Source organism: Burkholderia sp. Ax-1720, from assembly GCF_011753035.1.
GTDB classification, from domain to species: domain Bacteria; phylum Pseudomonadota; class Gammaproteobacteria; order Burkholderiales; family Burkholderiaceae; genus Burkholderia; species Burkholderia gladioli.
On the sequence record NZ_VWWK01000031.1, the window covers coordinates 1 to 21,093 of the forward strand.

The 21,093-nt window shown below is 69.6% G+C and carries 11 protein-coding genes; 4 read left to right on the top strand and 7 right to left on the bottom strand.

Going from position 1 to position 21,093, the window contains the following annotated elements; all coding sequences use genetic code 11:
* On the bottom strand, positions 1–9,369 hold a 9,369-nt coding region (locus tag F3J18_RS12445), incomplete at its 3' end, for a non-ribosomal peptide synthetase (protein ID WP_166912969.1).
* 121 nt (positions 9,370–9,490) lie between these two features.
* Positions 9,491–10,810, bottom strand: a complete 1,320-nt coding sequence (locus F3J18_RS12450; RefSeq protein WP_025100645.1) for a diaminobutyrate--2-oxoglutarate transaminase family protein — start codon at positions 10,808–10,810, stop codon at positions 9,491–9,493.
* A gap of 392 nt (positions 10,811–11,202) precedes the next feature.
* Here F3J18_RS12450 and F3J18_RS12455 point away from each other — a divergent pair, with 392 nt between their 5' ends.
* Together F3J18_RS12455 and F3J18_RS12460 are read left to right on the top strand one after the other, a co-directional pair.
* The gene (locus F3J18_RS12455; RefSeq protein ID WP_166912970.1) at positions 11,203–12,183 is read left to right on the top strand and encodes a cupin-like domain-containing protein; all 981 of its coding nucleotides are present in this window, start codon (positions 11,203–11,205) and stop codon (positions 12,181–12,183) included.
* Between the two features lie 754 nt (positions 12,184–12,937).
* The gene (locus F3J18_RS12460; RefSeq protein WP_152554493.1) at positions 12,938–13,672 is read left to right on the top strand and encodes a hypothetical protein; all 735 of its coding nucleotides are present in this window, start codon (positions 12,938–12,940) and stop codon (positions 13,670–13,672) included.
* A 43-nt stretch (positions 13,673–13,715) separates the two neighbouring features.
* On the opposite strand, the gene F3J18_RS12465 is transcribed toward F3J18_RS12460, so the two are convergent.
* Complete coding sequence (locus F3J18_RS12465; RefSeq protein ID WP_025100648.1) at positions 13,716–14,063, bottom strand: HrpB1 family type III secretion system apparatus protein; 348 nt, start codon at positions 14,061–14,063, stop codon at positions 13,716–13,718.
* Between the two features lie 40 nt (positions 14,064–14,103).
* A complete protein-coding gene (locus F3J18_RS12470; RefSeq protein ID WP_025100649.1) occupies positions 14,104–14,331 on the bottom strand; it encodes a hypothetical protein in 228 nt (75 codons plus the stop codon).
* Between the two features lie 251 nt (positions 14,332–14,582).
* Between F3J18_RS12470 and F3J18_RS12475 the strand changes: the two genes are divergently transcribed.
* Both F3J18_RS12475 and F3J18_RS12480 read left to right on the top strand, forming a co-directional pair.
* The gene (locus F3J18_RS12475) at positions 14,583–17,096 is read left to right on the top strand and encodes a TonB-dependent siderophore receptor (RefSeq protein WP_240156391.1); all 2,514 of its coding nucleotides are present in this window, start codon (positions 14,583–14,585) and stop codon (positions 17,094–17,096) included.
* 75 nt (positions 17,097–17,171) lie between these two features.
* Complete coding sequence (locus F3J18_RS12480; protein ID WP_166912971.1) at positions 17,172–17,852, top strand: Fe2+-dependent dioxygenase; 681 nt, start codon at positions 17,172–17,174, stop codon at positions 17,850–17,852.
* A 34-nt stretch (positions 17,853–17,886) separates the two neighbouring features.
* On the opposite strand, the gene F3J18_RS12485 is transcribed toward F3J18_RS12480, so the two are convergent.
* The 3 genes from F3J18_RS12485 to F3J18_RS12495 form a co-directional block, all read right to left on the bottom strand.
* Positions 17,887–19,188, bottom strand: a complete 1,302-nt coding sequence (locus F3J18_RS12485) for a HAMP domain-containing sensor histidine kinase (RefSeq protein WP_166912972.1) — start codon at positions 19,186–19,188, stop codon at positions 17,887–17,889.
* Positions 19,175–19,861 carry a response regulator transcription factor gene (locus tag F3J18_RS12490; RefSeq protein ID WP_025100653.1) on the bottom strand — a complete coding sequence of 229 codons (687 nt, stop codon included), beginning with the start codon at positions 19,859–19,861 and terminating at the stop codon, positions 19,175–19,177. Before F3J18_RS12490 ends, F3J18_RS12485 begins: the two co-directional genes overlap by 14 nt.
* A 130-nt stretch (positions 19,862–19,991) precedes the next feature.
* Complete coding sequence (locus tag F3J18_RS12495) at positions 19,992–20,843, bottom strand: alpha/beta hydrolase (protein WP_025100654.1); 852 nt, start codon at positions 20,841–20,843, stop codon at positions 19,992–19,994.
* Between the last annotated feature and the right edge of the window lie 250 nt (positions 20,844–21,093).

Below are 21,093 nucleotides of genomic sequence, written 5' to 3' on the forward strand. Positions count from 1 at the left end.
GGCCAGGCGCGCGCGCAGCTCGGCCGGCGCGGGCGCGGCGCCCTCCGTCGGCACCAGGTAGGCGACCAGGCGCGCGCTCTCGCTCGCGCCGTCCTGGCGCGCGATCACCACCGCCTCGCCGACGCCCTCGCAGGCCGCCAACGCCGCCTCGATCTCGCCGAGCTCGACGCGCAGGCCGCGGATCTTGACCTGGAAGTCGTTGCGGCCGAGGTATTCGATATTGCCGTCCGGCAGATAGCGGGCGAGGTCGCCGGTGCGATAGAGCCGCGCGTCGGCCTCGTCGCTGAACGGGTCGCGCACGAAGCGCTCGGCGCTCAGCTCGGGACGGTTCAGGTAGCCGCGCGCGACCCCCGCGCCGCCGATGCAGATCTCGCCCGTCACGCCGGGCGGCACCAGCCGGTCGTGCGCGTCGAGCAGGTACAGGCGGGCATGGCGGATCGGCCGGCCGAGCGGCACCGGCGCGTCGCGATAGTCGTCGAGCTCGGTCGACAGCACATGCCAGCCGGCCACGTCGCTGCATTCGGTCGGGCCGTAGCTGTTGACGAACACCGGGCGCGGCGCCGGGATCGCGGCCAGCCTGGCGGCCTGGATCGGTTCGCCGCCGAGCACCACGCGGCGCAGGCGCGACAGGTCGTGGCCGCCGTCGGCGTCGATCAGGGCATGGAAGGCGCTCGGCGACAGGTTCAGGTGGCCGATGCCGTCGCGGCGGATCCGCGCCAGGATCGCGGGCGGATCGAAGCGCGGCTCGGCCAGGTGCAGGATGCCGCCCGTCATCAGCGGCGCCAGCAGGTTCTTCTGGGTCAGGTCGAAGCTCGGCGAGGTGACGATCAGCACCGCGTCGTCGCGGCCCACGCCGACGTCCTCGAGATACCAGTCCATCAGGTTCGACAGGCCGCGGTGCTCGACCATCACGCCCTTGGGCTCGCCGGTCGAGCCCGAGGTATAGATCAGGTAGGCGAGATCGCCCGGCGCTGCCGTGACCTCCGGCACGCCGGGATCGTCGCCGGGCACGGCCACCTCGCGCGGATCGAGGCAGGGCGCGCCGCTGTCGCGCAGCGCCTCCGGCAAGGCGTCGAGGTGGGTCAAGATCGCGGCCGGCGCGCAGTCCGCGATCATGTAGGCGATCCGCTCGGCCGGGTAGGACGGATCGATCGGCACGTAGGCGGCGCCGGCCTTCAGCGTCGCGAGCAGGCCGATCATCAGGTCGATGCCGCGCTCCAGATGGAGCGCGACGCGCGTGTCGGGCACCACGCCGGCGCCGATCAGGCGATGCGCGAGCGCGTTGGCGCGGCGCTCCAGTTCGCCGTAGCTCAGGCGCGTGCGGCCGTCGTCGAGCGCCGGCGCGTCGGGGCGGGCCGCGGCCTGCGCCTCGAAGCGGCGATGCACGGGTTCGGCCGGGCGCGTGCCGGCGGCGGCGCTTGCCGCGTCGCTCGATTCGTCGCTCGAGCCTGCGGCGGCCACCAGCCGGCGCTGTTCCGCGGCCGACAGGATCGCCAGGCGCGCGGCGGGCCGCGGCGATGCCTCGCCCAGCGCGTCGACGAGCGACTCGATGGCGGTGGCGAGATAGTGCAGCAGCGGTTTCGGGTCGACCTGGTCCAGGCAGCGCAGGGTCAGCGCGAAACCGGCGCCGAGATCGTCGACCGTCATGTCGAACGGGTAGTTGGTGCGCTCGTCGGCGGCCAGCACGCGCACGCCGTCGCCGAGGAACACGTCGGCCGTGCCGTGCTGGGTGCGGGCCGTCTCCGGGCTGTGGCGGTAGTTCAGCAGGGTGCTGAACAGCGGCACCGAGGCGGGCACCGCGCTGCAGCGCTGCGCGCTCGCCAGCGAGGCCTGTTCGTGATCGAGCAGGCCGCTGAGCTTGAGGCGCATCTGCTCGGTGAGATCGGCCGCGCTGCGGCCGCCGAATGAGGCGCGTACCGGCAGCGTGTTGAGGAACATGCCGAAGGTCTGGTCGGCGCCCTCGGTGCCCTGCAGGCGGCCCGACAGCACCGTGCCGAACACCACGTCGTCCTGGCCGGTGCAGGCCGACAGCACCAGGGCCCAGGCCGCGTGGAACAGCACCGCGCCGGTCACGCCCTGGCGCTGCGCGCAGTCGCGGATGCGCTGCGCCAGCTCGGCCGGCAGCGCGAGGCTGGCCTCGTGGATGTCGGCGCCGTCGCCCTGGGTGTCGAACAGGCCGAACAGCGCGGTCGGCGTCTCGATGTCGCCGAGCTGCTGCCGGAAGTAACGCTCGTGGACGCCCGGCTCGACCGCGCGCGACTGGGCGATGAAGTTGCGATAGGGCGTCGAGGCGCGCAGTTGCGCGGCGCGGCCGTCCATGATGGTGCGGATCTCCTCGAGCATCAGCTCGAGCGTGACGTGGTCGCTGACCATGTGGTGGTCGAGCAGCGACAGCAGCCATTCGCCGCTGCGCGGATCGGGAGCGATCCAGGCCCGGCTCAGCGGCGCGCGCGACAGGTCGAGGCGCACTCGCGCGGGATCGGTCAGCGCCAGCAACTGCCCCAGGGTATCGCGGCCGGCGTCGAGCGCGGGCGTCTCGACCACCAGCGCGGCTTGCCGATGCACCACCTGCACCGGCTGGCGCAGGCCGTTCCAGTGCACGCTGCTGCGCAGCACGTCGTGGCGCGAGATCACGGTCTGCAGCGCGGCGAGGAACTCGTCGAGGCGGCGGCGCGTGTCGAAGGCCAGCACCGTGCGCATCAGGTAGGCGTCGCCCTCGGTGTCGAGCAGGTGATGGAACAGGATGCCGTCCTGCAGCGAGGACAGCGGATAGATGTCCTGGATCGCGGCCGCGCCGCCCGGCACCTCGGCCGCCAGCAGGTCGATCTCGCCCTGGCTCAGTTCCACCAGCGGCAGCATGGCCGGCGTGATCGCGGTGCAGCCCTCGGGGATGCGGTTGGGCGCGACGGCCGGTGCCGCCTGCGGCGCGACCGCGCCGATCTTCAGCGCCATCTCGGAGAGCACCGGCGCCGCGAACACGGTCTTCACGTCGATCTTGAGGTCCTTCTGGCGCAGCCGCTCGATCAGGGTGATGGCGAGCAGCGAGTGGCCGCCGACCTCGAAGAAGTTGTCGTTGCGGCCGACCTGCTCGACGCCGAGCAGGGCTTGCCAGATCTGCGACAGCACCAGCTCGGCATGGCCGCGCGGCGCCTCGAACACGCGCGTGAGGATCGCCGATTCGTCGGGCGCGGGCAGGGCGTTGCGGTCGAGCTTGCCGTTGGGCGTCAGCGGCAGCGATTTCAGCACCACGAAGGCGCGCGGCACCATGAAGTCGGCCAGCGTGCTGGCGAGGCGGTTGCGCAGGCGCGTGACCGCGCGCTTCTCGGTGCGCTTGGCGCCGAGCTCGGCGCCGCTCTGGGGCACCACGTAGGCGACCAGCTGGCGCGAGCCGTCCTCTTCCCTGCGCGCCACCACCACCGCCTCGCCGACGCCCTCGCATTCGGCCAGGCGGGCCTCGACCTCGCCGAGCTCGATGCGGAAGCCGCGGATCTTGACCTGGAAGTCGTTGCGGCCGAGGTATTCGAGGCTGCCGTCGGGCAGCCAGCGTGCGAGATCGCCGGTCTTGTAGAGACGCTCGCCGGGGCGCTGGCTGAACGGATCGTGGATGAAGCGCTGGGCGGTGAGCTCGTCGCGGTTGAGGTAGCCGCGGGTGACACCGTCGCCGCCGATGTGCAACTCGCCGGATACGCCTTGGGGGACCGGCTGGAGATGCTCGTCGAGCAGGTAGATGCGGGTATTGGCGAGCGGCTTGCCGATGGTGGCGATGCCCATGCCGCGTTGCCGGGCTTCGTCGAAGCCGACGTAGGCGGCGGTACACGAGACGGTGGTCTCGGTGGGGCCGTAGGTGTTGACCAGGCGAGTGTGTTCGGGACGGAAACGATCCCAGAGTTCGAGCTTCTGGGTGGAGAGCGCGTCGCCGGTGACATTGACGAGACGCACGCTGTCGAGCAGCTCGCGAGCGCGCTCGGGCTGGCGATCCCATTCGGCAACCAGGGTATGCCAGTGCGCGGCGGTCAGGTGCACGAAGCTCGGCTTGCGCGCGGCTTCCGTCTCGCCGGGTTCGCCATAGCCGAAGATCTCGGTGGCGGGCATCAGGGTGGCGCCGCCGAGCAGAGCCGGGAAGATTTCCTCGGCGGAGAGGTCGAAGTTCAGCGAGTTTTGCTGGAGGACGACGTCCTCGGGAGTGATGGCGAACAGGCGTATCGCGTCGACGGTGTAGTTGACGAGGTTGCGGTGCTCGACCATCACGCCCTTGGGCAGGCCGGTGGAGCCGGAGGTGTAGATCACATAGACCAGGTTCTCGGGCGTGACCTCGGTGACGGGATCCTGCTCGGGGAAGCGGGCGAAATGCGCCTCGTCGTCGAGCAGCAGGGTGGGCGAGTCGACGGCGGGCAGCTTGTCTGCGAGCGCGGCCTGGGTGAGCAGGGCGACGGGTGCGCTGTCGCGCAGCATGTGCTCGATACGGGCGACCGGGTAGGCGGGATCGAGCGGCACATAGGCGGCGCCGGCCTTGAGGATGCCGAGCAGGCCGGCGACGGTATCGATGCCGCGCTCGGCGCTGATGGCCACGCGCTGGTCGGGTTGCACGCCGATCTCGATCAGGGCATGGGCGATGCGATTGGCGCGGCGGTTGAGGGCGTCGTAGCTGAGCGCATGCTCGCCGTGTGCGACGGCGATCGCCTCGGGCCGGCTGGCGACCACGGCCTCGAACAGTTGATGGACGGTGCGCTCGGCGGGCCAGGGCGCCTCGCTGCGATTGAAGTCGACCAGCACCTGCTGCCGCTGCGTTTCGTCGAGCAGGGGCAGGGTGCCGAGGCGGCGGGACGGATCGGCGGCCATGCCGGCCAGCAGCGTCTGCAGGTTGGCGATCAGCCGCTCGACGGTGGACGCGTCGAACAGGTCGCTCGCGTATTCGAGGTCGCCCGAGATGATGCCGTCCTCGTCGACCAGCGACAGCGACAGGTCGAACTGCGTGGTGACATGCACCTGCGCGAGGGTCTCGAGCTGCAGGCCCGGCAATTCGAGCGCGTGCGCCGGCGTGTTGTTCAGCGAGATCATGGCCTGGAAGATCGGGCTATGACTCAGGCTGCGCGGCGGCTGCACGGCTTCCACCACCTGCTCGAAGGGCAGGTCCTGGTGCGCGTAGGCGTCGAGCGCGGTCTGTCGGACCTGTTGCAGCAGGCCGGCCACGTCGGGATCGTCCTCGAGCCGCACGCGCAGCGCCAGGGTGTTGACGAAGAAGCCGATCAGCGGCTCCAGCTCGGCCTGCTGGCGGTTGGCCAGCGGGGTGCCGATCACCAGGTCGTGCTGGTGGGTGAGACGCGAGAGCAGGGCGGCCCAGCCGGCGAACAGGGTCATGAACAGCGTGGTGCCGTGTTGCCGGCCGAGCTGGCGCAGCGCGTCGCCCAGCTCGCGCGGGAAGGCCACCGCGATGCGGCCGCCGGCATAGCTCTGCACGGCCGGGCGGGGCCGGTCGGTCGGCAGTTCGAGCAGCGCCGGCGCGCCGGCCAGGTGGTCGCGCCAGAAGCCGGTCTGCCGCTGCAAGGTCTCGCCCTGCAGCCAGTCGCGCTGCCAGGCGGCGTAGTCGGCGTACTGGATCGCGAGCGGCGGCAGCGGGTCGGGCTGCCGGCGGTGGAAGGCGGCGTAGAGCGTGCTGATCTCGTCGATCAGCACGCCGATCGACCAGCCGTCCGAGACGATGTGGTGCTGGGTGACCAGCAGGATGTGCTGGGTGTCGTCGAGCGCGAGCAACTGGCCGCGGATCAGCGGGCCGCGCGCGAGATCGAAGGGCGCCAGCGCCTCGGCCTCGGCGATGCGCGTGACGGCGGCCTGGCGAGCCTCGTCGGCCAACCCGCGCAGGTCCTGCGTGTCGAGCGCGAAACCGGCGCCCGCCTCGGCGATGCGCTGGACCGGCTGGCCGTCGACGGTATCGATGGTGGTGCGCAGCACTTCATGGCGGGCCACGATGCGGTCCAGCGCGGCGCGCAGCGCGGCCGGGTCGAGCTGGCCGCTCAGGCGCAGCGCGGCGGGCATGTGATAGGCGGCGCCGGCGGCCTGGTCGAGCGTGTCGAGGAACCACAGGCGCTGCTGGGCGAACGACAGCGGCAGCCTGCCGTCGCGCGCGCGCGGCAGGATCGGCGGCAGCTCGGCGGCGGGCTCGGCACCGGCCTCGGCACCGGACTCGATGCGCGCGGCCAGCTCGGCCAGCACCGGGCGCGCGAACAGCTCGCGCAGCGGCAGTTCGGCGCCGAAGGCCTTGCGCAGCCGCGAGACCAGCTGGACCGCCAGCAGCGAGTGGCCGCCGAGGTCGAAGAAGCTGTCGTGGCGGCCGACGCGCTCGAGGCCGAGCAGTTCCTGCCAGATCGCGGCGAGCGCCACCTCGGTGTCGCCGCGCGGCGCCTGGTAGGCGCGCGCGACCACCGCGTCCGCGTCGGGCGCGGGCAGCGCGCGGCGCTCCAGCTTGCCGTTCGGCGAGAGCGGGAAGGCCTCCATCACCACGAAGGCGTTCGGCACCATGTAGTCGGGCAGCGCGGCGGCCAGCGCCTCGCGCAGCGCCGCGGGAACCAGGCTCGCGCCTTCCAGCGCCACCAGGTAGGCCACCAGGCGCGCGCCCTCGCCGTCGTCGCGGGCGATCACCACCGCCTCGCGCACCCCCTCGCTGGCCGCCAGGCGGGTCTCGATCTCGCCGAGCTCGACGCGCAGGCCGCGGATCTTGACCTGGAAGTCGGTGCGGCCGAGGTACTCGATGCTGCCGTCGGCGAGGTAGCGGCCGAGGTCGCCGGTGCGATAGAGCCGCGCGCCGTCCTCGTCGCGGAACGGGTCGCGCACGAAGCGCTCGGCGCTCAGCTCGGGACGGTTCAGGTAGCCGCGCGCGACCTGCACGCCGCCCAGGTAAAGCTCGCCGATCGCGCCCATCGGCACCGGTTGGCCGAGTTCGTCGAGCAGGTAGATCTGCGTGTTGGCGACCGGGCGGCCGATCGGCACGATGCCGGGATGCGCGTCGGCGCGGCAATGCCAGAAGCTGACGTCGATCGCCGCCTCGGTCGGGCCATAGAGGTTCGACAGCCGCGCCTGGGGCAGCAGGGCGAGCGTGCGCTGCTGGAGCGTGTAGGGCAGCGCCTCGCCGCTGCACAGCAGATGGCGCAGCGTGGGGCAGCGGCCGGCCTCGAGCTCGTCGACGAACAACTGCAGCATCGAGGGCACGAAGTGCAGCATGGTGATGCCGCGCTGCTCGATCAGCTCGGCCAGGTAGCGCGGATCGCGATGGCCGTCGGGCCGCGCGAGCACCAGCCGCGCGCCCGCCAGCAGGGGCAGGAAGAACTCCCAGACCGACACGTCGAAGCCGAACGGCGTCTTCTGCAGCACGCGGTCCTCGGCGCCGAGCGCGTATTCGTCGCGCGCCCAGCACAGGCGGTTGACCACGCCCAGGTGCTCGTTCATCGCGCCCTTCGGCTGGCCGGTCGAGCCCGAGGTGTAGATCACATAGGCCAGGTGATCCGGCCTCAGGCCCAGCGCGGCCGGGTCGGGATTCTCCTCGGATTCGCGCTCCAGGCTCGCGGCGGTGGCCAGCTCGTCGAGCACCAGGGTGGGCAGCGTGCCGGCGGGCAGCGCCGGGGCCAGGCGGGCCTGCGTGAGCAGGGCGATCGGCGCGCTGTCGGCGAGCAGGTAGGCAAGCCGCTCGGCCGGGTAGGACGGGTCGATCGGCACATAGGCCGCGCCGGCCTTCATGATCGCCAGCAGCCCGACCACCATCTCCAGGCTGCGCTCCATGCAGATCGCGACGCGATCGTCGGGCTTCGCGCCGAGCGCGACCAGCCGGTGCGCGAGCTGGTTGGCGCGGCGGTTGAGCTGGTCGTAGCTGAGCGTCTCGCCCTCGAATTCGAGGGCGACGGCGCGGCGCCGGCTCGCGACCTGGTCCTCGAACAGCTGATGGACCAGCCGGTCGCGCGGATAGTCCACTGCGCTGTCGTTGAGCTCGACCAGCAGCCGGTGCCGCTCGGCCTCGTCGAGCAGGGGCAGGCGCGAGACGCGGGTGTGTGCCTGCTCGATCGCCATGCCCAGCAGCCGCTCGACGCCGGCGCGGATGCGCTCGATCTCCTCGGGGCGGAAGCCGTCGCCATTGAAGTTGAATTCGACCGGCACGTCCGCGTTCGGATGGTAGTCGCGCACGAAGATCGACAGCGGTGTCTGCTCGTGGCCGTTGTCCATCACGCGCACCTTCGCGAGCGTGCCGCCGAAGTGATGGTCGCCCTCCAGCGTCTCGATCGACAGGCGCACGTCGAACAATTGACGGCGGCCCTGCTGCGCCAGGTTCAGGCCGCGGTTCAATTCGGCGATCGGGAAGCGCTGGTGGCGATAGGCGAGCCGCAGCTCGGCCGAGATCGCGCTCATCAGCTCCAGCAGGCTGCGCTCGGGATCGACCTGGATGCCGATCGGGCTGACCGAGGAGAACATGCCGCCGACGGTGCGCCGGAGCTGGGCGCTGCTGCGGTTGTGCACCGGCAGGCCGATCACCACCTGCTCGTGCCGGTTCACGCGCGAGAAATAGACCGCCAGCACCGCCATGAAGACATGCGTGATCGAGGCGCCGTGCTCGCCCGCGAACGCGGCCAGCCGGTTGAACAGGTCGCGCCCCAGCATCCAGCGCGACTGATGGCTCGGGCTCGCCTGGCCGAGCGCGGCCGCGCGCGGCAGCAGCGAGGGCGGCAGGCTCTCGAAGCGCTCGCGCCAGAATCGACGGTCCTTCTCGTGACGGGGCGATTGCAGGTAGGCGCGATCGTCCTCGACCTGGCCCAGATAGGAAGGGCCGCGCTCGACCGTCGCCGCCGGGTCGGCCAGCAGGCGCGTATAGGCGAGCGAGACCTCGTGGCTGATCACCGCCACGCCCAGGCCGTCGGTGACCAGGTGGTGATAGCGATGCAGCCAGTGGTAGCGGTTGGGCGCCGAGCGCACCAGGTGCGTGTCCCACAGCAGCGCGCCGAGGTCGGTGAAGGGCTGCCGGAAGGTCTCGTTCAGGTAGGCGAGCGCGCGCGCCTCGGCGTCGGGCTGGCCGGAGAAATCGACGAAGGCGATGCGGGTGTCCACCGCCGGCAGCACCCGCTGGCGCGCCAGGCCGTCCGCGCCGCCCTCGCTCAGCACCAGCCGCAACGCGTCGTTGGCGTTGGCGACCTCGTTCATCGCGCGTTCGAGCACGGCCGGCTCGATCGGGCCGTCGATCTCGAAGGTCATGCCGATGTTGTAGAGCGGCGCGTGCGGATGGGAGACCTGGTCGAGCCATACCGCCTGCTGCGCCAGCGTCAGTGCATGGCTGGCGTCATCTTGCGGGGTGGCGGAGGCGGGCTGGACGGGCGAGGCGGACGACGGGATCATCAGCGGGAAACCTTTCGATCGATAGCGACAACCGGCGGCCGCGCGGGTTCGCGCGGGCCGTCGATCCTTGACTCCGAACCCGCGCGCGAGACCGCGGGCTGGCTGGTGGGGGAGGGGCGGCTCAGCGGGCCGCGTGTTCGACGCTGGCGAGCGAACGCTCGAACAGCTCGAGCGCCTCGCCGATCTCGTCCTCGGTCATCACCAGCGGCGGCAGGAAACGCAGGACCGAGCCGTCGCGGCCGCCGGTCTCGACGATCAGGCCGTTCTCGAAGCACTTGAGCTTGATGGCGCGGGCCAGCGCGCCGTCGGGCGCGCCGGCGCGGCCCTCGCTGCCGGGGCGGGTGATCTCGACGCCGATCATCAGCCCGCGGCCGCGCACGTCGCCGATCGCGGCATGGCGGCCGGCGACGCCGCGCAGCCCTTCCACGAAGCGCGCGCCGAGCTTCTCGGCGCGATAGGGAATGTTGTCGCGCTCGATAATCCGGATCGCCGCGGCGCCGGCCACCATGCCGATCTGGTTGCCGCGGAAGGTGCCGGCGTGCATGCCCGACTTCCAGGTGTCGAGCGCCTTGTTGTAGACCACCACCGCGAGCGGGTAGCCGCCGCCGAGCATCTTCGAGAGCACGATCGCGTCGGGGATGATGCCGGCGTGGTCGATCGCGAACATCTTGCCGGTGCGGCCCAGGCCCGTCTGCACCTCGTCGACGATCAGCGGCACGTCGTGCCTGATGGTCAGCTCGCGCAGCGCGCGCAGCCATTCCACCGAGGCGGGGATGCAGCCGCCCTCGCCCTGCACGGCCTCGACGATGATCGCGGCGGGCTTGGCGATGCCGCTTTCCGGATCGGACAGCACGTTGTCGATGTAGTTGATCGACAGCGTGTCGGTCGACGAGCCGTCGGTGCCGAACGGGCAGCGGAAGCGATACGGATAGGGCAGGAAGTGCACGCCCGAGGTGGCCATGCCGGGCGCGCGCTTGGCATTGAGGTTGCCCATCGCGGCCAGCGAGCCGGCCGTCATGCCGTGGTAGGCGCCATGGAAGGCCATGATGCTGGAGCGGCCGGTATGGTGCCTGGCGAGCTTGATGGCGGCTTCCACCGCGTCCGAGCCGCTCGGTCCGCAGAACTGGATCTTGCTCGATTCGCGCATGCCGACCGGCAACTGCGAGATCAGCGTCTCGACGAAGGCGAGCTTGGCCGGCGTGGCGAGATCGAGGGCCTGCTGCAATTGCTGCGAATCGAGGTATTGCAGCACCGCTTCCTTGACCTCGGGATGGTTGTGACCCAGGCCGAGCGTGCCGGCGTTCGCCAGGCAATCGAGGTAGGCCTTCCCGTCGGCGTCGTAGATGCGGGAGCCTTGCGCGCGCACGAACATCTTGCGGAAGGTGTTGGCGTAGGTTCTCGCGTTCGATTCCACGCGTTGCAGATAGTCGAGAGTGTCCATGTGCGGTTGGATGCCAGACGAGAGGAGGGTTGGAAACCGGCGCATCGTGGAGCCGGGGGCATGCAAGACGGCTCTTGCAGCTTTTGCCTGGCGATTAGAGCATCGGCCCTCGCGAGTGTCTGTACGAGGAATGAGGGACATCGATCACGTGTGCCGTGGCAACCGGGGACACGCCCGCCCCGGGGCCGCGGGGCGGGCTTCGCTGTCACGGTTTGTCATGACAGACGATTCGCTGCTTCGATGGTCCAATGCCTGGCGCGACCGGTTGCTCTCGGACCGGGCGAGCAAGCTTGACTGTCGATGGAATCGCCGATCACCGGGTCCGTGCGAGCCGCGCGCATCGAGTTGCACCGCGAAGGCGCGTCCCGACGGGCCGCTACCAGGAACTTGTCATGACAGAGCGGAGTTACGTTCGGGTCGGGCCGTTCGAGGATCCGCAAGGCCTCGCGGGCGGGTCCGGCTACGAGCAGACCCGGGAGATCGATTCGCTGGATGCCAGCGAACTGACGCAGGAGGATTTCTTCCGGCACTACGTGATACGCAACCGCCCCTGCCGCCTGCGCGGCGCGGCGCTCGGCTGGTCCGCGCTCGACCGGTGGCGCGATCCCGATTACTTCAAGCGCGGCTCGAACGATCGCCGCTTCGAGATGCGCCGCTACCTGCGGCGGCCCGACGAGGCGCCGGCGGGCGAGGCCGAGGGCATGTCGCTCCACGAGATCCTGGAGCGGATGAAGCACACCGACGCGCAGTTCGTGGTCGAGGGCTGCGAGTTCGGCGAGGGCGCCTCGCTGGCCGACCTGCGCCAGGACATCGGGCGTCATGCCTTCCTGGCCCGCGCCGGGCGGCCGCGCGCCAACCCGCCGTATCGCGCCAGCCTGTATCGGGGCTCGTGCTCCGACTGGTACCTGCTAGCGGCCGACGAGATGCTGCTGACCCAGGTGGTGGGCGCCAAGGAGATGCTGATCCTGCCGCCCGAGGACATCTCGTGGCGGGCGCTGCCGCAGCCGGCCCACGAGCCCGGCTGCCTGCTCGATGCCGATCTGCGGCGCCACGCGGAGTTCGCGCAGATCCGCCCTTATCGCGTGCTGGTCGAGCCCGGCGATGCCCTTTATGTCCCGATGTTCTGGTGGCATGCCGTCGAATCGGTCGGCAAGCAGTTCGGCGTGACGCTCGCGCGGGCCTTCGCCTCGCCCTTGCAGCGCTATGACGACCGCGGCGGCCGGGCAGCCGGAAGGCCGCCCGGGCGGCCCGGCGCCGCCGGCCCCTTCGCGTCCCTGATCGCGTCCGCGATCGGTTATGCCATCGTCCACACCATGATGCGCCGGCCGGCGACCTTGAGCCGATGCGCCGTGTTATCGAATTTACCGGGTTGAAGCGCGGCGGTTTTTATTGCCGCTTATTTTGTTATTTAGCGAGTTTAGAATTACTGAGGATTGAAACCGGGCTGCCTGGTTTGATGGCGATCAGGATTCAATTCCAGATATAAGTTATTTCAATTTGCTTTCAATCATCGGACCTCTGACGACGACTGCTGGTTTTTTCGCTGACCGTCATTTCGTCGACGAGCTCGAAAGATCGGTGAAATTCCTTGTGTGGCAAGGAATATAGGTGCTTTTTGTCGGCCACGCGATTTTCGTCCCCGCCTGACTCACGACGAGACGTATCGAGATGGCCGCGATCAAGCAATATGCCGGAATTACGGAATTATTTTGTTATTACGTTTTCCGGGGATTGTGACTGGTCGGTATGGCGGGGATTGATTGTTTTATAGCAATAATCAATTCGAAAGATAAAAAATTTCAATGGTGTCGATTATGTCGGGCACCTTATGATGTGCCCAGCCGACGCGGTGCGTGAAGAGAGAGCTTCACGGCGGGAACCGGAACACCATTTCGATGGCGGTTTCCACATCGGCTCGGCATGCAGTCTCGCCATCGGGATATCGACTCGCGGGAGATGGGCCGGATCAACGCGCAAACGTTGTCGCGCCGATCCGGACGTGCTTCCCGCCGGCGAGACAAGTCAAAGAAGCGGGTGCGTTGATGCAGTTTCCGAGGAGCGTGAGAAGTGGACAATTTTTTTGCAAAGATTGGGCAGGTGATCACCGATAGCGGGACCGAAAACTTCATGGCAGGGATCCACAGCCTGATCAATGACTACGTGCCGGTCGACGTGACCGAGGCAAGCAACTGGATTCTCGACGACAGGAACAAGACGGTAACAGCGGTGCAGCGCCTCGGCAGTTGGGGCGCGGACAACAATCTGAACGGCATCGGCAGGAGCGTGAGCATGGGGCGTGACGAGGCGCCCGATTCGTCGATCTTCGGCAAGATCGTCAATGCGGAGGATTCCCAACTGATTCACCTGAGGCCGCGGGCCGTGCCGGGCGAGGCCGAGGATTCCGGCGACAGGGTGTGCCAGTGCATCCTGCTCTATCACGAGGAGAACCGCCGGCATGTGATCTCCCTGTATCGCTCGTCGCGGCGTTCGCTGGATTTCTCGCTGCAGGAGCTGTCCGCGCTCAAGCAGTTGTCCGACGCGATCCTGCCGGCGGTCGGCCACCATGCACGCAAGAAGACCCAGAAGCCCAAGCGCGAGGCCGCGCCGGCCGCTCCGGTCGAGAGCCAGACCGCCCAGGTGCAGCGCAGCTTCGACGAGCGGTTGAGCCGGCTCGGCGTAACGCTGTCGAGCCGCGAGTACGAAGTCTGTCTCGCCCACCTGCTGGGCAATACCCTGCCCGCGATCGCGCGCCAGCTCAGCGTGCGCGAGAGCACCGCCGCCACCTACTTCCGGCGCGCCGGGATCAAGCTCAACCTGAGCGGGCGCCACGGCTTCGCGAAGTGGATGCTCGGCACCGCCTGAGCGCGCTCGCCTCTTGCCGCCGGCATGCGCCGGCGGCCTGTCTTCAGGCGCCGGCCGGCGCCTCCTCCAGCAGCTTGCGCATCGCCGTGGCGACGTGGGGATTCGCGTCGTCGGCGAGGCCCTGGGCGATGCCGCGCCAGAGCGGATCGTCGAGGAAGTAGAGCGCGAGCGCCTTCAGTTCCGGAAAGCGCTCGCCTTCGGCGCTGCTCGCGAGATGCAGCGCGTCGAGGTAGTCGCCGCGCTCGATGCAGGCGGACAGCCTCAGCGTCAGCGATTCGCGCGAGGCCGGCGCCTCGGCGTGCAACTGCTGCAGCAGCGCCTCGGCTTCGGCCTCGCGCCCTTGCTGGCGCGCCGCCTGCCAGGCGTCGTGGATCGTGCTGGGATCGGTCATGTCGGGAAGGAGCCGCGCGAGGCGGCTCGAATGGGCCTGCTCAGGCCTTGTGGAACGAGCCCGGAGGCATCTTCGAGAACAGGTCGGCCAGCGAGGCGTCCTTGGGCAGCGGGCTGCCCTTTTCCGCGATGCCCTTGCCCAGGCCCTGCATCAGGGCGCCGAGCGCCTGCATGCCGGCATCCTTGGGCAGCGCGCCGCCGCCCTTCTTTTCCTCGATGGCCGAGGCCAGTGCCGAGATATCGATCTTGCCGCTGATTGCGGTTGCCATGATTCCTCCTTGGGATAGACAGGCCAGGGCATTACAGCCGAGCGGGCCGCGCCGGTCCTCGCCGCGGGCGAATGCGCGGCCCGCGAGCCGAAACCGATAGCCGCCTGAAAGCCGGATGAAGACTGCCCGAAGGCCGCGCGCCGCCGGCCGGGCCGCCGGCGCGCGGCCGACCTTAACAGTTCCTTGACATCCGCCTCCCTAGAATCCGAATCGCAAACAACAATCATTTTCATTTACGCGTAAGGATCAGCATGTTGTCGTATCGGGGAAGGCGTGGCCGGCCGTCGGGCTTGTTGAGCGGGCTGCTGGGTACCACGCTCGGCATCGCCATGATGTCGGGTGCGCAGGCACAGACGCGAACGGAGCCGCCGGCGCCGTCGCAGGCACGAGCCGCAGCCGGCACGAACGGGGCGACGGCGCAAGCGGCCGCGACGCCGGGCACCGCCGGGGCGACGACCCAGGCCGTCGCCCCAACCACGGCCGCCCAGGGCGGCGCCCAAACCACCGCCCAAGCCACCGCCAAGGGCACCAGCCAGGCCGCCGCCGCGCTGCCGGCCATGACGATCCACGGCGGGCGCTCCGCCTACCAGGCCGAGTTCGTCCACTCGGACCAGTTCACGCAGCCGATCCTCGACATGGCGCAGAGCGTCTCGGTGATCCCGAAGAAGGTGCTCGACGAGCAGCAGGCGCAGAGCCTGCAGGACATCCTGCGCAACGTGCCCGGCATCACCTTCACCTCGGGCGAGGGCAACCTTGGCTGGGGCGACATGTTCACGATTCGCGGCTTCTCGTCCGAGCAGAGCTTCACCGTCGACGGCATCCGCGATGCCGGGCTGGCGAGCCGCATGGACACCTTCGACACCGAGAGCGTGGAGGTCTTCAAGGGCACCGGCACCATCGAGTCGGGCGTGGCGGCGCCGGGCGGCAGCGTCAACCTGGTGACCAAGGAGGCGCACCTGGGCGATGCCTACCACCTGCAGGGTTCGCTGGGCAGCGCGAGCTACCGCCGCGTGACGGCCGATCTCAACAAGCAGCTGGGCGACAACACCGCGCTGCGCCTGAACCTGATGCGCCACACCAACGACGTGGACGGCCGCGCGGTCACCCACTACGACCGCTGGGGCGTGGCCGGCTCGCTGGCGATGGGCCTGGGCACGCCCACCACGGTGACGATCGACTACCTGCACCAGCACGACGACAACGTGCCCGACGGCGGCATCCCGATCCAGCGCGGCACCGGCGGCGCGCCGATGCCGGGCGTGGCGCGCAACGCCTGGTACGGCGACCCGAACCTCTACACCGATCGCACCGAGACCAACCGCGTGACGGTGAAGGTCGCGCACGACGTCAACGACAACGTGCACCTGTCCAACATCACGCGCTGGGAGCAGACCGACCGCGTGACCGTGCTCTCGCCGGCGCGCTTCAACAGCACGGCCGGCACCTCGCTCGGCTACGTCGGCAGCGGGCCGTTGATCACCAGCGGCTCGGGCGTGCTCTCATACAGCGGCTTCGCGCCGGCCCCGATCGCCGGCGGCCAGGCGGTCCTGCGCGGCAACAACTTCGGGACTGCCAAGCGTTACGACATCCTCGCCAACGAGACCAACCTGAATCTCGCGTTCGACACCGGCCACGTGCACCACGACGTGGTGGCCGGCGCCGAGTTCTATCACGAGCGCTACGGCGACTTGACCAGCGTGGTGGACGGCCCCGCCTTCAATCCGGTGATGTCGCTGGCCAACCCCTACGGCACCAGCATGGGCTCGGTGCCGACCCTGGAAGGCGGCGCCGGCGATTACGCGGCCGTCAACGACGGCGGCGTCTACCTGCGCGACACCGTCACGCTGACGCCCAAGTGGATCGTCGACGGCGCGATCCGCTACGACCGCTTCTCGGTCAGGCAGGTGAACGGCGCGGCGGGGGCGCACACGATCCAGCGCAGCAACGACGGCGCCTGGAGCGGCCGCGCCGGCCTGACCTACAAGCCGGTGCCCTACGGCAGCCTGTATGCCTCCTACAGCCAGGCGACCCAGCCCTCGGCGGTGGGCGGCACCACCAACAACGTGATCTACGGCGACACCACCAGCCAGAGCGTGAAGCCCGCCACCGCCAAGACCTGGGAAGTCGGCACCAAGTGGGACCTGTTCGAGCGGCGCCTGTCGCTGACGGGCGCGCTGTTCCGCACCGAGCTGAGCGATTCCTGGGATTACGGCGACAGCACCACCACGGTGGTGCGCGAGCTGCCGCCCAAGCGCGTGGACGGCATCGAGCTGGGCCTGTCGGGCAACCTGACCGAGAAATGGACGGCCTTCGCCGGTTTCGCCGGCATGCGCGGGCGCATCACCAAGGGCGCCAACGCGGGCGCGCGGCCCGGCAACGTGCCGAACGCCACCTTCAACCTGTGGACCTCGTACCAGCTCACGCCGAAGCTCGCGCTGAGCTACGGCGTGCAGTACGTCGGCACGCGCCGTTACACCGACAACGCCTACGTGGGCGGCCAGAACAACAACAGCAGCACGGTGAACGGGCCGAACGGCAAGCACCCCGTGTACGTGGCCGACAACGAGAAGGCGCCGGCCTTCTGGCTGCATTCGCTGGCCGCGCGCTACGAGGTGGACAAGCACCTGACGCTGAGCCTGAACGTGCAGAACCTGTTCAACAAGTTCTACTACTCGGCGATCGGCGCCTCGCTCGACGGCTACCAGATCTACGGCGTGCCCGGCGCGGGCCGCACCGTGATCCTGACCGCCGACCTGAAGTTCTGAGCGGCGCCTGGGCAATGACGGGCGGCCCCGCCTGCCGGGCGCGGCCGCTGTTTCGAACCGGCAAGGAGGATGATCATGATGGTCGAGGTACCGGGCGTGTTCAGCCCGGAGGAAGCGAGGGCGATCGCGGCGCGGCTGCGTGCGGCCGAATGGGTGGACGGCCGCGTCACGGCCGGCGCGCAGTCGCAGCGCGTGAAGGACAACCGGCAACTGGCCGGCGACGACCCGCTGGCGCGCGAGATCGGCGACGAGATCATCCGGCGTCTCGCGCAGCACGCGGTGTTCATGTCGGCCGCGCTGCCCAGGAAGATCTACCCGCCGCTGTTCAACTGCTACGCGGGCGGCGAGGCCTTCGGCTTCCATGTCGACAATGCCGTGCGCGGCATCCGCGAATCGCGCGAGCGCGTGCGCACCGACCTGTCGGCCACGCTGTTCCTGAGCGAGCCCGACAGCTACGAGGGCGGCGAGCTGGTGGTGCGCGACACCTTCGGCGAGCATGCCGTCAAGCTCGCGGCCGGCAACCTGGTGCTCTACCCGGGTTCGAGCCTGCATCGCGTGGCGCCCGTCACGCGCGGCGAGCGGCTCGCCTCGTTCTTCTGGGTCGAGAGCCTGGTGCGCGAGGATGCGCAGCGCAGCCTGCTGCTGGAGATGGATGTGGCGATCCAGCGGCTCACACAGCAGGGCGCGGACGAGGCCTCGCTGCTGCAACTGGCGGGCAGTTATCACAACCTGCTGCGGATGTGGGCCGATAGCTGAGCCGCGGGCGGGGCACCGGACCTTGCACGCGCTGTCAGGCGTGGTTCGAGGCGCCCGGCGCGGCCGGCTCGTCGCGCAGGTCGATGCGGAACCGGCAGCCTCGCCCCGGCGCCGAATCGAGCGTCACGCGCCAGCCCTGGTGCTGGCAGATGCGCTGCACCAGCGACAGGCCGAGGCCGAGATTGTCGGCGCCGGCGTTGGTGCCCTGCACGAAAGGGGCGAACATGGCGGCCTGCGCCTCGGGCGCGATGCCCGGGCCGTCGTCCTCGACTTCCAGCGAGCGCGCGGCGGCGCGCACGCGGATCCGCGTGCCGCCGCCGGCATGCTGCAGGGCATTGCGGATCAGGTTCGACAGCACGATGCGCAGCAGTGCAGACGGATAACGCGGCGCGGCCCGCACCTCCGGCTCGTCGATCGCCAGTTCCAGCGCGAAGCCGAGTTGCGCGGCGCGCGCCTGCCAGCGCTGCGTCTCGTCGCGCGCCACGCCGATCGCCTCGGCATGCGCGAAGCCGTGCGTGTCGCCGGCGCCGCGCGAGAGCATCAGATAGGCGGCCAGTTGCTGGTCGATTTCCCGGGCCGCGCCCTGCATGCGCTGCAGGCGCGCGCGCTGCGCCTCGGCCAGCGCCGGATCGTCGAGCAGCAGCTCGGCCGAGCTCGAGATCACCATCAGCGGCGTGCGCAGCTCGTGGCCCACGTCGGCCGTAAACAGCCGTTCGCGCTGCAGGGCCGCCTCGAGCTGGTTGTAGGTCTCGTCGAAGGCGGCCGCCAACTGGCCGATCTCGTTGTCGGGGTATTCGTGCGCGAGGCGCGTCTGCGGCGGCAGCGCGGGGCGCTCGCCGACCTGCGCGGCCAACCGCAGCAGCGGCCCGACGAAGCGCCGCGTGGTGACGCCGCCCAGCAGGAAGGCGAGGATCAGCGCGCCGGCCATGCTGGCCACCGCGATCCAGTGCGAATGCTGCTGGCGCTGCTCGAACTCGGTGTAGTCGCGCAGCAGCAGGTAGCGCACCTGGTCCTGGTCGTCGACCATCGCATGCCATTCGCGGCCCTCGTGCTCGATCTTGCTGAAGCCGAGCGGCAGCGCGCGCAGCCAGGGCGGAAACGCGTCGCTGCCGGGCGCGCCGTGGAAGAAGCGGTCCTCGCGGCCCACGTCGCGGCCGCTCAGGTATTCGTCGCGGATCCGCTTGACGGCCATGCCCATGTCGATGCGCTGCAGGTGCACCTCCAGCGTGTCGATGGTCCACAGCGAGGCGAGCGAGAGCAGGGTGCCCACCACCGCCGCGAGCAGCACGTAGGTGAGCAGCAGCTGGCGCGCCAGCGTGCGCCTAGGCTTGCGCACGCTGCGGGTCCTGCAACTGGTAGCCGATGCCGTGCACGGTGCGCAGAAGCGGCACCGCGTAGGGCTTGTCGATCACCTGGCGGATCAGGTGGACGTGGGTGCGCAGGCTGTCGCTGTCGGGCGGCGAATCGAGCCACAGCGCTTCCTCCAGCCGCGCGCGATGGACCACGGCGGGGCTCGCCTGCATCAGGATCTGCAGCAGCTTGAGCGGCGCGGGAGGCAGCCGCAGCGTGTCGCCGGCGCGCGTCAGCGCGCGCGTTTCGGTGTCGTAGACCAGGTCGGCCACCTGCAGCGTGCGCGCGGCCGGGCGGCGCGAGCGGTGCAGCAGCGCCTTGACGCGCGCGGCCAGCTCGGCCAGCGCGAAGGGCTTGACGAGGTAGTCGTCGGCGCCGGCGTCGAAGCCCTGCAGGCGATCGTCGAGCGTGTCGCGCGCGGTCACCATGATGAGCGGCGTCTCCAGCCGCGCCTCCTCGCGCAGCTTGCGGCACAGGCTGTAGCCGTCGAGCCGGGGCAGCATCAGGTCGAGCACGATCAGGTCGAATTCGTGCGCGGTGGCGAGCGCATAACCCTGCTGGCCATCGAACGCGCAATCGACGATGTAGCCGCGATTGCCGAGGTGGCCGGAGATATTGGCGAGGATGTCGGGATCGTCTTCGATGACGAGGATACGCATGGGCGGTGCCGCGAAGGGGCGAACGGGAATCGTCGCCGATTCTATCGCGCGGCAGGCGCTTGCGCGCGGTGCTGGGGAAGTTGAAAGCCGGCGGCGCGGGAATCTCGCCGCGCCGCCGGCCGGGCGATGCTTAGGCGCCCTTGAGAAATGCCGTCAGGTGGCGGTTGAAGGCGCTCGGGCGCGCGAGGTTCATGCCGTGCGAGGCGCCCTCGATGGTCACGCGCGAGGCATTCGGGATCCAGTTGGCCAGCGCGCCGACGTTCTCGCGGAACATCGCCGGGCTCTTCTCGCCGTCGATCAGCAGGGTCGGGCAGGCGATGCCGCCGGCCAGCTCGGCCGAGTAGGCCGGCAGCGGGTCGCGCAACTGCATCGACAGGGTGCGGGCGTTGTCGGTGGCCATGGTGCGGAAGCCCGGCGTGCTCTTCTGCCAGGTGCCGGGACGGCTCACGGAATCGACGAACAGCTCCAGGCCGGCGGCCACCTCGCCATTGGCGATCAGCGTCACGGCGCGCGTGCGCAGGCGCTTGGTTTCCAGCGAGGCGGTGGGCGCGGCCAGGTTCGGCACGCCGCTCAGCGAGCCGCCCGGATCGCACAGCGTCAGCGAGCGCACCAGTTCCGGGTAGCGATGCGCCATGTAGAAGGCCACGCAGCCGCCGCGCGAATGCCCGACCAGGTGCACCGGGCCGGCGCCGAGCTGGCGCACGAAGGCGCCGAGCTGGTCGGCGTGGGTGCTCCAGCTGAAGGTGGGCAGCGCCTCGGAGGGCTCGGCCGGCCAGTAGTGCGTGAGGCTCGGCGCGAGGCAGGCGAACTGCGGGGCGAGGCCCGACAGTTGCGGCTGCCAGAAGCGGAAGTCGCAGAGCGAGCCGTGCACGAACACGACGAGATCGCCTTCGCCCGTCTGGACGTAGGGCATCTTGATGATGGGGCCGGGACCGGGCAGGTCCAGCGAAACGGGTGCGGCGAGAGAGGCGACGGGGTTCACGATCGTTCTTGGTGGAGTTACGGGCGTCATGATAATGGATTTCCCTGATATGTCGCGTCTGTGTGAAAAAACGACAACGACGTGGGTGCAGCATCCAATTCCGTCTGATAAATAATAAGTATTTGTTTTTGCTTGGATTATTGATGTTGTTGCGATGCGGGATCACCCTCGCAACGGAAGGCGAGATTGTTGTTTGAATTTGTAGTAATTAGGGAATGCAAGGGGCGTTTCGCCGCGTGTGCACGTTTCG